Below are 16,093 nucleotides of genomic sequence, written 5' to 3' on the forward strand. Positions count from 1 at the left end.
AAAACATGGCTAAAAAAGTAGTCGGAGAAATCAAACTTCAAATCCCTGCCGGTAAGGCAAACCCTTCACCTCCTGTAGGGCCAGCGTTGGGTCAAAGAGGGGTTAATATCATGGAATTTTGTAAGGCTTTTAACGAGAGAACTAAAGACATGGGGAGTTTTAATATCCCGGTCATTATCACGGTTTATCAAGATAAGAGTTTCACCTTTATCACTAAAAAGCCTCCGGTAACCGATTTGATCAAAAAAGCTTCTGGGGTTGAAAAAGGTTCTGACAACCCGCTCAAAAATAAGATTGCAAAGCTCACCCACAAGCAAGTGGAAGAGATCGCGCAATTGAAAATGGAAGATTTAAACACAAGCACCATGGAAGCGGCCAAAAAAATCGTTATGGGCAGTGCTAGGAGCATGGGCGTAGAAGTTGTGGATTGATTGGGTTTTGTTGGAATTGAAAGAAATTTTTAAGGATTAGAATCGTGGCAAAAAAAGTATTTAAAAGATTGGAAAAACTTTTTTCTAAAATTCAAAACGATAAAGCGTATGGCGTAGAGCAAGGCGTAGAGGTGGTTAAATCTCTCGCTTCAGCCAAATTTGATGAAACCGTGGAAGTAGCGTTAAGGCTAGGGGTTGATCCAAGGCATGCGGATCAAATGGTGCGCGGTGCGGTGGTGCTTCCTCATGGAACAGGGAAAAAAGTAAGAGTGGCTGTTTTTGCAAAAGACATTAAACAAGATGAAGCCAAGAACGCTGGGGCTGATGTCGTTGGCGGAGACGATTTGGCTGAAGAAATCAAAAATGGTCGCATTGATTTTGACATGGTGATTGCAACGCCTGATATGATGGCGGTTGTCGGTAAAGTGGGTAGGATTTTAGGCCCTAAGGGTTTGATGCCAAACCCTAAAACCGGAACCGTTACGATGGATATTGCTAAAGCGGTTACTAACGCTAAAAGTGGTCAAGTGAATTTCAGGGTGGATAAAAAGGGCAATGTTCATGCCCCTATTGGTAAGGCGAGTTTTCCTGAAGAAAAAATCAAAGAAAACATGCTTGAGTTGGTTAAAACGATCAACCGCCTAAAACCCAGTGGTGCGAAAGGCAAGTATATTAGAAACGCCGCTCTTTCGCTCACCATGTCGCCTTCAGTGAGTTTGGACGCACAGGAATTGATGGATATTAAATAGCGTTAGGAGTTTTTAATCTTAGGCTGAAGATCGTAAGAGCTAAAAAGCTTAAAATTTCTTTTTTAAAAAGATAATCTTGCAGAGGTCTAGTCTAGAAAGGAGGAAAAGATGCAAAAACAACATCAAAGGCAACATAAAGTAGAGCTAGTCGCTAACTTAAAATCGCAATTTGCAGATGCCAGAGCCCTTTTAATTTGCGATTATAAGGGTCTTAGCGTGAAAAAGTTGGAAGCTTTAAGGAATAAGGCTCGCAATCAAGGCATTAAAGTGCAAGTGATTAAGAACACTCTCGCTCATATTGCCATGAAAGAGGCCGGCTATTCTGATTTGGATTTGAAAGAAACCAATGTGTTTTTGTGGGGCGGTGATCAAATCGCTCTCTCTAAACTCGTGTTTGATTTCCAAAAAGAGCATAAAGATCACTTTGTGTTGAAAGCGGGCTTGTTTGATAAAGAAAGCGTTAGCGTAGCTCATGTGGAAGCGGTTTCAAAACTCCCAAGCAAAGAAGAGCTTATGGGAATGTTGCTTTCTGTTTGGACGGCTCCGGCGCGTTATTTTGTGACCGGTTTAGACAATTTGCGTAAAGCGAAAGAAGAAAACTAAGAGCCTATGATGGCTTTAATTAAAAAAATTTGAAGGATTGGATTATGGCAATTTCAAAAGAAGAAGTGTTAGAGTATATTGGTTCATTGAGCGTTTTAGAGCTTGCTGAATTGGTTAAAATGTTTGAGGAAAAATTTGGCGTGAGTGCGACTCCAACGGTCGTGGCGGGTGCGGCTGTAGCTGGCGGTGCAGCGGCTGAAAGCGAAGAAAAAACCGAATTTAATGTGATTTTGGCTGATAGCGGTGCTGAAAAAATCAAGGTGATTAAAGTGGTTCGCGAAATCACTGGACTTGGCCTGAAAGAAGCTAAAGACGCTACCGAAAAAACCCCTCATGTGCTTAAAGAGGGCGTGAATAAAGAAGAAGCTGAAACCATCAAGAAGAAACTTGAAGAAGTAGGCGCTAAGGTTGAAGTCAAGTAAGACTTAAAAACAGAAAGGCCTTTGCGCCTTTCTCTGCTCTAGTGTGGCAGATGATTTTGCTCCATGATTTTGTTTGTGAGCGTGTGGCCTAAAGTGGTTAGTATTGCAGGTGGGTTTGGTGTTTTTATCATGGTTATGGTTATGAAGTTTTAAAATCCTTTTGCAATGCTTACTTGAATTAATGCATTAAATAACTCAAAATTTTTGATCAAAGGCTTGAAATATGTCAAAAAAAATTCCCCTAAAAAACCGCTTGAGAGCTGATTTTACAAAAACCCCGACAGATTTAGAAGTTCCTAATTTATTATTATTACAACGAGACAGCTATGATTCTTTCTTGTATTCCAAAGATGGCAAAGAGAGCGGGATTGAAAAGGTTTTTAAATCCATTTTCCCTATCCAAGATGAGCATAACCGCATCACTTTAGAATACGCAGGTTGCGAATTTGGCAAGTCTAAATACACTGTTAGAGAAGCGATGGAGAGGGGCATTACCTACTCTATCCCGCTTAAAATTAAAGTGCACTTGATTTTGTGGGAAAAAAACACCAAAAGTGGCGAAAAGAACGGCATCAAGGATATTAAAGAACAAAGCATTTTCATTCGTGAGATCCCTTTGATGACAGAACGCACTTCATTTATTATCAATGGGGTGGAGCGCGTGGTGGTCAATCAGCTCCACAGAAGCCCCGGTGTGATTTTCAAAGAAGAAGAATCTAGCACTTCTTTAAACAAGCTCATTTACACAGGGCAAATCATCCCTGATAGGGGTTCGTGGCTGTATTTTGAATACGATTCTAAAGATGTTTTATACGCTCGTATCAATAAACGCCGTAAAGTGCCTGTTACCATTTTATTTAGGGCGATGGATTATCAAAAACAAGACATCATTAAAATGTTCTACCCGCTTGTGAAAGTGCGTTATGAAAACGATAAATATTTGATCCCGTTTGCTTCATTAGACGCCAATCAAAGAATGGAATTTGACTTGAAAGATCCTCAAGGCAAGATCATTCTTTTAGCGGGTAAAAAACTCACTTCAAGAAAGATTAAAGAGCTTAAAGAAAACCATTTAGAATGGGTGGAATACCCTATGGATATTTTAATCAATCGTCATTTAGCTGAGCCTGTTATGGTAGGGAAAGAAGTCTTATTGGACATGCTCACTCAGCTAGATAAAAACAAATTAGAAAAAATCCACGATTTAGGCGTGCAAGAATTTGTGATCATCAACGATCTAGCGTTAGGGCATGACGCTTCCATTATCCATTCTTTTTTGGCCGATTATGAGTCTTTGAAATTGCTCAAGCAAACGGAAAAAATTGATGATGAAAACGCTCTAGCGGCGATTCGTATCCATAAGGTTATGAAGCCAGGCGATCCTGTTACGACTGAAGTGGCTAAGCAATTTGTCAAAAAACTTTTCTTTGATCCTGAACGCTATGATTTGACCATGGTGGGGCGCATGAAAATGAATCACAAGTTAGGCTTGCATGTGCCTGATTACATTACGACTTTAACGCATGAAGATATTATCACCACCGTTAAATACCTCATGAAGATCAAAAACAATCAGGGCAAGATTGATGACAGGGACCACTTGGGCAATCGTAGGATCAGAGCGGTAGGGGAATTATTGGCTAATGAATTGCATTCAGGCTTAGTGAAAATGCAAAAGACCATTAAAGACAAGCTCACCACCATGAGCGGGGCTTTTGATTCGCTCATGCCCCATGACTTGGTCAATTCTAAAATGATCACCAGCACTATCATGGAATTTTTCATGGGTGGCCAGCTCTCGCAATTTATGGATCAAACTAACCCTTTGAGTGAAGTTACGCACAAACGCCGCCTTTCAGCGCTCGGTGAAGGGGGGTTAGTCAAAGACAGGGTGGGGTTTGAAGCCAGGGATGTGCACCCCACGCATTATGGCCGAATTTGCCCCATTGAAACCCCAGAAGGTCAAAATATCGGTTTGATCAACACCCTTTCCACTTTCACAAGAGTGAATGATTTAGGCTTTATTGAAGCCCCTTATAAAAAGGTTGTGGATGGCAAAGTGGTGGGCGAGATGATTTATTTGACCGCTATTCAAGAAGACAGCCACATCATCGCTCCCGCAAGCACCCCCATTGATGAAGAGGGTAATATTTTAGGCGATTTGATTGAAACGCGCGTGGAAGGCGAGATCGTTTTAAACGAAAAAAGCAAAGTTACCTTAATGGATTTAAGCTCTAGCATGCTAGTAGGGGTCGCCGCATCGCTCATTCCTTTCTTAGAGCATGATGACGCCAACCGCGCTTTAATGGGGACTAACATGCAGCGCCAAGCCGTGCCATTATTAAGAAGCGACGCTCCCATTGTAGGCACAGGGATTGAAAAAATTATCGCTAGAGATTCTTGGGGAGCGATCAAGGCTAATCGTGCAGGCGTTGTAGAAAAAATTGATTCTAAAAACATTTATATTTTAGGCGAAGGTAAAGAAGAAGCCTATATTGATGCGTATTCTTTGCAAAAAAACTTGCGCACCAACCAAAACACCAGTTTCAATCAAGTCCCTATCGTTAAAGTGGGCGATAAAGTGGAAGCCGGGCAAATCATCGCTGATGGCCCTAGCATGGACAGAGGCGAGTTAGCGTTAGGGAAAAATGTGCGCGTGGCGTTCATGCCTTGGAATGGCTACAATTTTGAAGACGCGATCGTGGTGAGTGAGCGCATCACTAAAGACGATATTTTCACTTCCACCCACATTTATGAAAAAGAAGTGGACGCTAGGGAGCTTAAGCATGGCGTGGAAGAATTTACCGCTGATATTCCTGATGTGAAAGAAGAAGCGCTCGCTCATCTTGATGAAAGCGGGATCGTTAAAGTCGGCACTTACGTGAGCGCTGGCATGATTTTAGTGGGCAAAACTTCTCCTAAAGGCGAGATTAAAAGCACGCCTGAAGAACGGCTCTTAAGGGCTATTTTTGGGGATAAAGCCGGGCATGTGGTCAATAAGAGTTTGTATTGTCCCCCCAGTTTGGAAGGCACGGTGATTGATGTGAAAGTCTTCACTAAAAAAGGCTATGAGAAGGATGCGCGGGTTTTGAGCGCGTATGAAGAAGAAAAAGCCAAGCTTGATATGGAGCATTTTGACCGCTTGACCATGCTCAATAGAGAAGAATTGTTGCGCGTTAGTTCGCTCCTTTCTCAAGCGGTTTTAGAAGAGCCTTTCAGCCATAATGGTAAGGATTATAAAGAAGGCGATCAAATCCCTAAAGAAGAAATCGCTTCAATCAACCGCTTCACTTTGGCTAGTTTGGTCAAAAAGTATTCTAAAGAAGTGCAAAACCACTATGAAATCACTAAAAACAATTTCTTAGAGCAAAAGAAGGTTTTGGGTGAAGAACATGAAGAAAAGCTTTCTATTTTAGAAAAAGACGATATTTTGCCTAATGGCGTGATCAAAAAAGTCAAGCTCTATATCGCTACAAAACGAAAGCTTAAGGTGGGCGATAAAATGGCAGGAAGGCATGGGAATAAAGGGATTGTGTCTAATATCGTGCCGGTTGCGGATATGCCTTATACCGCTGATGGCGAGCCTGTAGATATTGTCTTAAACCCTTTGGGCGTGCCAAGCCGCATGAATATTGGGCAGATTTTAGAAATGCATTTAGGCTTAGTGGGGAAAGAGTTTGGGAAACAAATCGCTAGCATGCTAGAGGATAAAACCAGAGATTTTGCCAAAGAATTGCGCGCTAAAATGCTAGAAATCGCTAACGCTATCAATGAAAAAGACCCCTTGACAATCCATGTTCTTGAGAATTGCTCTGATGAAGAGCTTTTGGAATACGCTAAAGATTGGAGCAAGGGCGTTAAGATGGCTATCCCTGTGTTTGAAGGCATCTCGCAAGAAAAATTTTATAAGCTGTTTGAATTAGCCAAGATCGCTATGGATGGCAAAATGGATCTGTATGATGGGCGCACAGGCGAGAAAATGAGGGAGCGCGTGAATGTGGGCTATATGTATATGATCAAACTCCACCACTTAGTGGATGAAAAAGTCCATGCCAGAAGCACAGGCCCTTATAGCTTAGTAACGCACCAACCCGTGGGGGGTAAAGCGCTCTTTGGGGGTCAAAGGTTTGGGGAAATGGAAGTGTGGGCGTTAGAAGCTTATGGCGCAGCACACACTCTCAAAGAAATGCTTACCATTAAATCCGATGATATTAGAGGCAGAGAGAACGCTTATAGGGCTATCGCTAAAGGTGAGCAAGTGGGCGAGAGTGAAATCCCTGAGACTTTCTATGTCTTGACTAAAGAATTGCAATCGCTCGCTTTGGATATTAATATTTTTGGGGACGATGTGGATGAGGATGGAGCGCCTAAGCCCATTATCATTAAAGAAGATGACAGGCCTAAAGACTTTAGCTCTTTCCAGCTCACTCTAGCCAGCCCTGAAAAAATCCATTCTTGGAGCTATGGGGAAGTTAAAAAGCCAGAAACGATCAATTATCGCACCTTAAAACCTGAACGAGACGGCTTGTTTTGCATGAAAATCTTTGGCCCTACTAAAGATTATGAATGCTTGTGCGGTAAATACAAAAAGCCTCGCTTCAAAGACATTGGCACATGCGAAAAATGCGGCGTGGCGATCACGCATTCCAAAGTCAGGCGTTTTAGAATGGGGCATATTGAATTGGCCACTCCTGTAGCGCATATCTGGTATGTCAATTCCTTGCCTAGCCGTATCGGCACGCTTTTAGGTGTTAAGATGAAAGATTTAGAGCGCGTGCTGTATTATGAAGCTTATATCGTTAAAGAACCAGGCGAAGCCGCTTATGACAATGAAGGCACTAAGCTTGTGATGAAATACGATATTTTGAATGAAGAGCAGTATCAAAATATCTCACGAAGATACGAAGACAGGGGCTTTGTGGCGCAAATGGGCGGCGAAGCGATCAAGGATTTGTTAGAAGAAATTGATTTGATCACCTTATTGCAGAGTTTGAAAGAAGAAGTGAAAGACACCAATTCGGATGCGAAAAAGAAAAAACTCATTAAGCGTTTGAAAGTGGTAGAAAGCTTTTTAAATTCTGGTAACAGGCCTGAATGGATGATGCTCACGGTTTTACCGGTATTGCCGCCGGATTTAAGGCCTTTAGTCGCGCTAGATGGCGGGAAATTTGCGGTCAGCGATGTGAATGAATTGTATCGTCGTGTCATCAATCGTAACCAACGCTTGAAACGCTTAATGGAGCTTGGGGCGCCAGAAATCATTGTGCGCAATGAAAAAAGGATGTTGCAAGAAGCCGTGGATGTGCTTTTTGATAACGGCCGCAGCACCAATGCGGTTAAAGGGGCTAACAAACGCCCTTTAAAATCGCTCAGCGAGATCATTAAAGGCAAGCAAGGGCGTTTCAGACAAAACCTTTTAGGTAAGCGCGTGGATTTTTCAGGCAGAAGCGTGATTGTGGTTGGGCCTAATCTCAAAATGGATGAATGCGGGTTGCCTAAAAACATGGCGTTAGAACTATTCAAACCGCATTTGTTATCCAAGCTTGAAGAGAGGGGCTATGCCACCACGCTCAAACAAGCTAAACGCATGATTGAGCAAAAAAGCAATGAAGTGTGGGAGTGCTTGCAAGAAATCACAGAGGGGTATCCGGTGCTACTCAACCGCGCTCCTACCTTACACAAGCAATCCATTCAAGCGTTCCATCCAAAGCTGATTGATGGCAAAGCGATCCAATTGCACCCGTTAGTGTGCTCAGCGTTTAACGCCGATTTTGACGGGGATCAAATGGCGGTGCATGTGCCTTTAAGCCAGGAAGCGATCGCTGAATGCAAGGTGCTGATGTTAAGCTCTATGAATATCCTTCTGCCCGCTAGCGGTAAAGCCGTAGCCATTCCTAGCCAGGATATGGTTTTAGGGCTTTATTATCTTTCTTTAGAAAAGAGCGGGGTCAAGGGCGAACATAAGCTTTTTTCTAGCGTGAATGAAATCATCACCGCTATTGACACGAAAGAATTAGACATCCACGCAAAGATTAGGGTTTTAGATCAAGGGAATATTATCGCTACGAGCGCGGGGCGCATGATCATTAAGTCTATTTTGCCTGATTTTATCCCTACGGATTTGTGGAACAGACCCATGAAGAAAAAAGATATTGGCGTGCTTGTGGATTATGTGCATAAAGTCGGCGGTATTGGCATTACCGCAACCTTTTTGGATAATTTAAAAACGCTTGGCTTTAGGTATGCGACTAAGGCTGGTATTTCTATCTCTATGGAAGATATTATCACGCCAAAAGACAAGCAAAAAATGGTGGAAAAAGCCAAAGTAGAGGTTAAAAAAATCCAGCAACAATACGATCAAGGGCTGCTCACTGACCAAGAGCGTTACAATAAGATCATTGACACTTGGACTGAAGTCAATGACAAAATGAGTAAAGAAATGATGAGCGCTATCGCGCAAGATAAAGAGGGCTTTAACTCTATTTATATGATGGCAGATAGCGGCGCAAGGGGGAGTGCGGCGCAAATCCGTCAGCTTTCAGCGATGAGGGGTCTTATGACAAAGCCGGACGGCAGTATCATTGAAACGCCCATTATTTCTAACTTTAAAGAGGGGTTGAATGTCTTAGAATACTTTAACTCCACTCATGGCGCTAGAAAGGGCTTAGCGGATACAGCGCTAAAAACCGCCAATGCAGGGTATTTGACAAGAAAGCTTATTGATGTTTCGCAAAATGTCAAGGTGGTGTCTGATGATTGCGGCACGCATGAAGGGATTGAAATCACGGATATTGCGGTGGGGAGTGAGCTGATTGAACCTTTAGAAGAGCGTATTTTTGGGCGCGTTTTATTAGAAGATGTGATCGATCCCATTACGAATGAAATCTTGCTTTATGCGGACACTTTGATTGATGAAGAGGGCGCTAAAAAGGTGGTTGAAGCCGGGATTAAATCCATTACGATCCGCACCCCAGTAACTTGTAAAGCGCCCAAGGGCGTGTGCGCGAAATGCTATGGCTTGAATTTGGGCGAAGGCAAGATGAGCTATCCAGGTGAAGCGGTGGGCGTGGTAGCCGCGCAATCTATTGGGGAGCCTGGAACGCAGCTCACTTTAAGGACTTTCCATGTGGGCGGGACAGCGAGCAGGAGTCAGGATGAGCACGAAATCGTGGCGAGCAAAGAAGGTTTTGTGCGTTTTTATAATCTTAGGACTTACACGAACAAAGAGGGTAAAAACATTATCGCTAACCGCCGTAACGCTTCTATTTTAGTGGTAGAGCCTAAGATTAAAGCGCCTTTTGATGGGGAATTACGCATTGAAACGGTCTATGAAGAAGTCGTTGTGAGCGTGAAAAATGGCGAGCAAGAAGATAAGTTCGTTTTAAGAAGAAGCGATATTGTCAAGCCAAGCGAATTAGCCGGCGTTGGCGGTAAGATTGAGGGGAAAGTGTATTTGCCTTATGCTAGTGGGCATAAGGTGCATAAGGGGGGGAGTATCGCTGATATTATCCAAGAGGGCTGGAATGTGCCTAATCGCATCCCTTATGCGAGCGAATTGCTAGTCAAGGATAATGACCCTATCGCGCAAGATGTGTATGCCAAAGAAAAAGGCGTGATCAAATACTATGTTTTAGAGGCTAACCATTTGGAGCGCACCCATGGAGTCAAAAAGGGCGATACTGTGAGTGAAAAAGGCTTGTTTGCGGTGGTAGCTGACGATAATGGTAGGGAAGCCGCTCGCCATTATATCGCTAGGGGTTCTGAGATCTTGATTGATGATAATAGTGAAGTGGGCGCTAATAGCGTGATCTCTAAACCCACGACTAACACTTTCAAAACGATCGCCACATGGGATCCTTACAACACCCCTATCATTGCGGACTTTAAGGGTAAGGTGAGTTTTGTGGATATTATCGCAGGGGTTACGGTCGCTGAAAAAGAAGACGAAAATACCGGTATCACAAGCTTAGTGGTGAATGATTACATTCCAAGCGGGTACAAACCAAGCTTGTTTTTAGAGGGGGCTAATGGCGAAGAAGTGCGTTATTTCCTAGAGCCAAAAACTTCTATCGCCATTAGCGATGGCTCTAGTGTGGAGCAGGCTGAAGTGTTAGCGAAAATCCCTAAAGCGACCGTTAAATCTAGGGATATTACTGGGGGTCTCCCAAGGGTTTCTGAACTCTTTGAAGCGAGAAAACCCAAGCCTAAAGATGTGGCGATCCTTTCTGAAGTGGATGGGATTGTGAGTTTTGGCAAACCCATTCGCAATAAAGAACACATCATCGTAACTTCCAAAGATGGTCGTCTTACAGATTATTTTGTGGATAAAGGCAAGCAAATTTTAGTGCATGCTGATGAATTTGTGCATGCAGGAGAGGCGATGACGGATGGAGTGGTTTCAAGCCATGATATTTTAAGGATCAGCGGCGAAAAAGAGCTTTATAAATACATTGTGAGCGAGGTCCAGCAAGTGTATCGCAGGCAAGGGGTAAGCATTGCAGACAAACACATTGAAATCATTGTGTCTCAAATGTTAAGGCAAGTGCGCATCTTAGATAGCGGGGATAGCAAGTTTATTGAAGGGGATTTGGTCAGTAAAAAACTGTTCAAAGAAGAAAACGCTCGTGTGATCGCTTTAAAAGGCGAGCCGGCGATTGCTGAACCGGTGCTTTTAGGGATCACTAGAGCGGCTATTGGGAGCGATAGCATCATTTCAGCGGCCTCTTTCCAAGAAACGACTAAAGTTTTAACAGAAGCCAGTATTGCGATGAAAAAAGACTTTTTAGAAGATTTGAAAGAGAATGTGGTGTTGGGGAGGATGATCCCTGTGGGAACTGGCATGTATAAGAATAAAAAAATCGTGTTAAGAGCGCTTGAGGATAACTCTAAATTTTGATATAAAAAATCGGTTAAGATTTTTAAAAGAAAAATTAGGGTAAAATGGGGGAACTTTTAGTTTTAAATTTTTAGAATAAGGAAGAATAGTGCCTACTATCAATCAGTTGATTAGAAAAGAAAGGAAAAAGGTGGTTAAAAAAACCAAATCACCTGCATTAGTGGAATGCCCTCAAAGGAGAGGGGTTTGTACTAGGGTTTATACGACTACCCCTAAAAAGCCTAACTCGGCTTTAAGAAAGGTCGCTAAGGTCCGTTTGACCAGTAAATTTGAAGTGATCAGTTATATCCCTGGTGAAGGGCATAACTTGCAAGAACACTCCATTGTGTTAGTGCGTGGGGGTAGGGTTAAGGATTTACCCGGTGTGAAATACCATATCGTTCGTGGCGCTTTAGACACTGCAGGGGTCAATAAAAGAACGGTTTCACGCTCTAAATATGGGACTAAAAAAGCTAAAGCGACCGACAAGAAAGCAACCGACAACAAGAAAAAATAAGAGGAAAACAAAAACATGAGAAGAAGAAAAGCACCCGTTAGGGAGGTTTTGGGCGATCCTGTTTATGGGAATAAAGTGGTTACTAAGTTTATCAATAAGATGATGTATGACGGCAAGAAAAGCGTGGCGGAAAAAATCATCTATAAAGCTTTTAATAAGATTGAAGAAAAAAGCGGTGAAAAAGGGATTGAAGTGTTTGAAAAAGCCCTAGAAAGAGTGCGTCCTTTAGTGGAAGTGCGTAGCAGAAGAGTGGGCGGGGCTACCTATCAAGTGCCGGTAGAAGTGAGGGCGAGTCGCCAACAGTCGCTATCTATTCGTTGGATTTTAGAAGCGACCAGAAAACGCAATGAAAGGATGATGGTGGATAGATTGGCTAACGAGCTTATGGATGCGGCTAACGATAAGGGTGCGGCTTTTAAGAAAAAAGAAGATGTGCATAAAATGGCAGAGGCGAATAAAGCGTTCGCGCACTATCGCTGGTAATTGGAGTTAGAATGGCTAGAAAAACCCCATTAAATAGGATCAGAAATATCGGTATCGCCGCTCACATTGATGCCGGGAAAACCACCACTTCTGAAAGGATTTTATTCTATACAGGCGTGAGTCATAAGATTGGCGAAGTGCATGACGGTGCGGCTACAATGGACTGGATGGAGCAAGAAAAAGAAAGAGGGATCACTATCACTTCTGCAGCAACGACTTGCTTTTGGAAGGATCACCAAATCAATTTGATTGACACTCCAGGGCATGTGGATTTCACTATTGAAGTGGAACGATCCATGCGCGTGCTGGATGGTGCGGTTTCGGTGTTTTGCTCGGTGGGGGGCGTGCAACCTCAAAGCGAGACCGTGTGGCGTCAAGCGAATAAATACGGCGTGCCTAGGATTGTTTTTGTCAATAAAATGGATAGGATTGGGGCGAATTTCTATAATGTAGAAAACCAGATTAAGCTTCGCTTGAAAGCCAATCCTGTGCCTATTAATATCCCTATTGGGGCTGAAGACACTTTCATTGGCGTGATTGATTTAGTCCAAATGAAAGCGATCGTTTGGAATAATGAAACCATGGGAGCCAAATACGATGTGGAAGAAATCCCTAGCGATTTGTTAGAAAAGGCTAAAGAATACCGAGAAAAGCTTGTAGAAGCCGTAGCTGAGCAAGATGAAGCCTTAATGGAAAAGTATTTGGGCGGTGAGGAATTAAGCGTTGAAGAAATCAAAAAGGGCATTAAAACAGGTTGTTTGAACATGAGCCTTGTCCCCATGCTTTGTGGTTCTTCTTTTAAAAATAAAGGCGTGCAGACTTTGTTGGATGCGGTGATTGACTACTTGCCAGCGCCTACGGAGGTTGTGGATATTAAGGGGATTGATCCAAAAACTGAAGAAGAGGTTTTTGTGAAATCCAGCGATGATGGCGAGTTTGCCGGTTTGGCGTTTAAAATCATGACGGATCCTTTTGTGGGGCAATTGACTTTTGTGCGCGTGTATCGTGGCAAGCTAGAGTCCGGTAGTTATGTGTATAACTCCACCAAAGACAAAAAAGAGCGCGTGGGGAGACTCCTTAAAATGCACTCTAATAAGAGAGAAGACATTAAAGAAGTTTATGCGGGCGAGATTTGCGCGTTCGTGGGCTTAAAAGACACGCTGACTGGGGACACGCTTTGCGATGAAAAGAATGCTGTCGTTTTAGAAAGGATGGAATTTCCTGAGCCGGTCATTCACATCGCTGTGGAGCCTAAGACGAAAGCAGACCAGGAAAAAATGGGCGTAGCGTTAGGCAAGCTTGCTGAAGAGGATCCAAGCTTTAGGGTGATGACTCAAGAAGAAACCGGGCAAACTCTCATTGGCGGTATGGGTGAATTGCACCTAGAAATCATTGTGGATAGATTGAAGAGAGAATTTAAGGTGGAAGCTGAAATCGGTCAGCCGCAAGTCGCCTTTAGAGAGACTATCCGCTCAAGCGTGAGCAAAGAGCATAAATACGCTAAGCAAAGCGGTGGTCGTGGGCAATACGGGCATGTGTTTATCAAGCTTGAGCCTAAAGAGCCTGGCAGTGGGTATGAATTTGTGAATGAAATTTCTGGGGGCGTGATCCCTAAAGAATATATCCCTGCGGTGGATAAGGGTATCCAAGAAGCGATGCAAAATGGCGTTTTGGCAGGCTATCCGGTGGTGGATTTTAAAGTTACCCTTTATGATGGGAGCTACCATGATGTGGATTCTTCGGAAATGGCGTTTAAAATCGCTGGATCTATGGCGTTTAAAGAAGCGAGTCGTGCGGCTAACCCAGTTTTACTAGAGCCTATGATGAAAGTGGAAGTGGAAGTCCCTGAAGAATACATGGGCGATGTGATTGGCGATTTGAATAGAAGAAGAGGGCAAATCAATTCTATGGACGATAGATTAGGCTTGAAAATCGTGAACGCTTTCGTGCCGTTAGTGGAAATGTTTGGTTATTCCACAGATTTACGATCAGCTACCCAAGGGCGTGGGACTTACTCTATGGAGTTTGACCATTATGGCGAAGTGCCTAGCAATATCGCTAAGGAAATTGTAGAAAAGCGTAAGGGTTGATTTGATTATAACGCTCTCTTGTGAGAGGGCGTTGTTGTAAGCACTATCTAAATTCTTTCTCTTTTGAATTAAAAAGACTTTTTGAGTGTTTTTATCTCTTTTTATCTCTCTAATTACCTTTTTTGCTATAAGATTATTTTTTGGCTCTATTCTTGTCAAATAGGGGTAACTAAAACTTTTTAATTTTTAAAAAATGGGTTTTTGGTTACTTTGTTTTATAGTAAAATTTATTTTCTTAAGTTTATTTAAAACTCATTTTTTAAGAGATAGAGGGTACATTTTGAAATAACTCTTACACTATAAGATCGCCTTACAATAAATTCCGCTTGACTAACGACAAGCTCTTTTGTATTCAATCTTAAAAAACGCTTTTTGGTATTTTTCAAATTTTTATAATCAATTTTTTATTAAAACAAAGCCTTGTTAAAATGCCTTAAAAAGTTTGTTAAGAGGATAAAAACACGCTGACTCTTTTAAAAGAGCCAATGCAATTATAAATACCCAATACTTTTATTGATTCACCATTTTATTGATTCTTTCAGGGTAGCGGGCCCCTTCTATTTTGATTGCAGTCAATTCTTTTTGGAAAATCTCCAATTCTTTTTGACTCCAAGAAACCTGCAAAGCCCCTATATTTTCTATGAGCCTGGATTCTTTGGTGGTGCCAAAGAGAGGGACAATGATTTTTTGCGTGTGCAAAATCCATGAGAGAGCCAGTTGGGCTGGTGTAACGCCTTTAGCGTGTGCATGATCTTGGATTAATTCCACCAAGATGTAATTTTTGGCTAGATTTTCTTGATTAAACCTAGGACAAACGCTTCTAAAATCCTCACTAGTGAAAGTGGCATTTTTTTCAAATTTCGCGCCTAAAAACCCCTTACCCAAAGGCGAAAAAGCGACAAAGCCAATTTTTTCTTTTTCTAAAAAACCTAAAATCTCTTTTTCAGGTTCGTGCCACCACAAGGAATATTCGCTCTGCAACGCGCTTAAAGGGCAAATTTGATGGGCTTTTTGGATGCTAGATAACCCTGCCTCACTCATCCCCCAAGCTTTAATTTTTCCTTCTTTAATAAGAGCTTGCATAACTTCTGCCACTTCTTCTATGGGCGTGTTAGTATCCATGCGGTGTTGGTAGTATAAATCAATGCATTCTACTTTTAAGCGTTTCAAACTCCCTTCAATGGCGCTCTTAATGCGGTTAGGACTGGAGTCTAAAAACATGGTTGCGTATTTGTCATTAGGATCTGCGTAGTAAATCCCAAACTTGCTCGCTACCACAACCTTGTCTTTAAAAGGCTTGATCGCTTCGCCTAAAAGCTTTTCATTATCTTCCCCATAAGCCTCTGCAGTGTCAAAAAAGTTAATACCCAATTCCAAAGCCTTATGGATAAGTTTAACCATCTGCTTTTTATCATGGACTTCCCCATACCCATAAGTCATGCCCATGCACCCTAGAGCTAATGCGCCCACTTTTAAAGGGCCTAAATGACGCTGTTGCATACAAACTCCTTGATTTCATATTGTTTTTTAGTATAACCGCAATCTTAATTTTTGTCAAACTTTCTAAAACCAAAGATAATTTATCAAGTTTTTTGTATTATAGTTTTTTTAAGGCAGCAAAACCACCAAACCAATCAAAAATTTGATTGGTTTCTATTCATTTACTTTTGAGAAATATAATTCTCTCGCTTTTAAGATCATCACAAGGAGTTTCGTATGAAAAAGCAAATCTTGACAGGTGTTTTGTTATCAGTTTTGGCAGTGAGTTCTGCATACGCTCACAAAGATAAAAAAGACGCCAAAAAACCTAAATTTGGCACAGAATTAGTCGTGGCTCAAAACGACAAAAAAGACGCCAAAAAACCTAAATTTGGCACAGAATTAGTCGTGGCTCAAAACGACAAAAAAGACGCCAAAAAACCT

The 16,093-nt window shown here is 42.2% G+C and carries 10 protein-coding genes; 9 read left to right on the forward strand and 1 reads right to left on the reverse strand.

The genetic code is table 11. The annotated features are described in order from the left end of the window. Positions 1-5: 5 nt before the first annotated feature. From rplK to fusA, 8 genes are all read left to right on the forward strand, one after another. On the forward strand, positions 6-431 hold the full coding sequence (rplK, locus tag J5F42_RS05660; protein WP_001085997.1) for a 50S ribosomal protein L11: 426 nt from the start codon (positions 6-8) through the stop codon (positions 429-431). Positions 432-475: 44 nt separating this feature from the next. After that, positions 476-1,180, forward strand: coding sequence for a 50S ribosomal protein L1 (gene rplA, locus J5F42_RS05665; RefSeq protein ID WP_021176581.1), 705 nt, complete (start codon positions 476-478; stop codon positions 1,178-1,180). A 108-nt stretch (positions 1,181-1,288) separates the two neighbouring features. Beyond that, positions 1,289-1,783 (forward strand): 50S ribosomal protein L10, encoded by a 495-nt coding sequence (gene rplJ / locus J5F42_RS05670; protein ID WP_021175696.1) that lies wholly within the window; start codon positions 1,289-1,291, stop codon positions 1,781-1,783. Between the two features lie 44 nt (positions 1,784-1,827). Continuing rightward, complete coding sequence (gene rplL / locus J5F42_RS05675; protein ID WP_001018219.1) at positions 1,828-2,205, forward strand: 50S ribosomal protein L7/L12; 378 nt, start codon at positions 1,828-1,830, stop codon at positions 2,203-2,205. Between the two features lie 223 nt (positions 2,206-2,428). Further along, complete coding sequence (locus J5F42_RS05680) at positions 2,429-11,101, forward strand: DNA-directed RNA polymerase subunit beta/beta' (protein WP_283491212.1); 8,673 nt, start codon at positions 2,429-2,431, stop codon at positions 11,099-11,101. Positions 11,102-11,189: 88 nt separating this feature from the next. Beyond that, positions 11,190-11,597 carry a 30S ribosomal protein S12 gene (rpsL, locus tag J5F42_RS05685; RefSeq protein ID WP_001142321.1) on the forward strand — a complete coding sequence of 136 codons (408 nt, stop codon included), beginning with the start codon at positions 11,190-11,192 and terminating at the stop codon, positions 11,595-11,597. 15 nt (positions 11,598-11,612) lie between these two features. Then, positions 11,613-12,080 carry a 30S ribosomal protein S7 gene (gene rpsG, locus J5F42_RS05690; protein ID WP_001254364.1) on the forward strand — a complete coding sequence of 156 codons (468 nt, stop codon included), beginning with the start codon at positions 11,613-11,615 and terminating at the stop codon, positions 12,078-12,080. An 11-nt stretch (positions 12,081-12,091) separates the two neighbouring features. Continuing rightward, a complete protein-coding gene (fusA, locus tag J5F42_RS05695) occupies positions 12,092-14,170 on the forward strand; it encodes an elongation factor G (protein ID WP_000101816.1) in 2,079 nt (692 codons plus the stop codon). A 510-nt stretch (positions 14,171-14,680) separates the two neighbouring features. Here the strand turns inward: fusA and J5F42_RS05700 are convergent. Next, positions 14,681-15,670: an aldo/keto reductase gene (locus J5F42_RS05700; RefSeq protein WP_097699841.1), complete on the reverse strand. Its 990-nt coding sequence runs from the start codon at positions 15,668-15,670 to the stop codon at positions 14,681-14,683. 216 nt (positions 15,671-15,886) lie between these two features. On the opposite strand from J5F42_RS05700, the gene J5F42_RS05705 reads away from it, so the two are divergent. Beyond that, positions 15,887-16,093, forward strand: a 207-nt coding sequence (locus J5F42_RS05705; protein ID WP_283491213.1) for a hypothetical protein, incomplete at its 3' end; no start/stop codon positions are given.

Source organism: Helicobacter pylori, assembly GCF_030062585.1.
Taxonomy (GTDB): Bacteria; Campylobacterota; Campylobacteria; order Campylobacterales; family Helicobacteraceae; genus Helicobacter; species Helicobacter pylori_CN.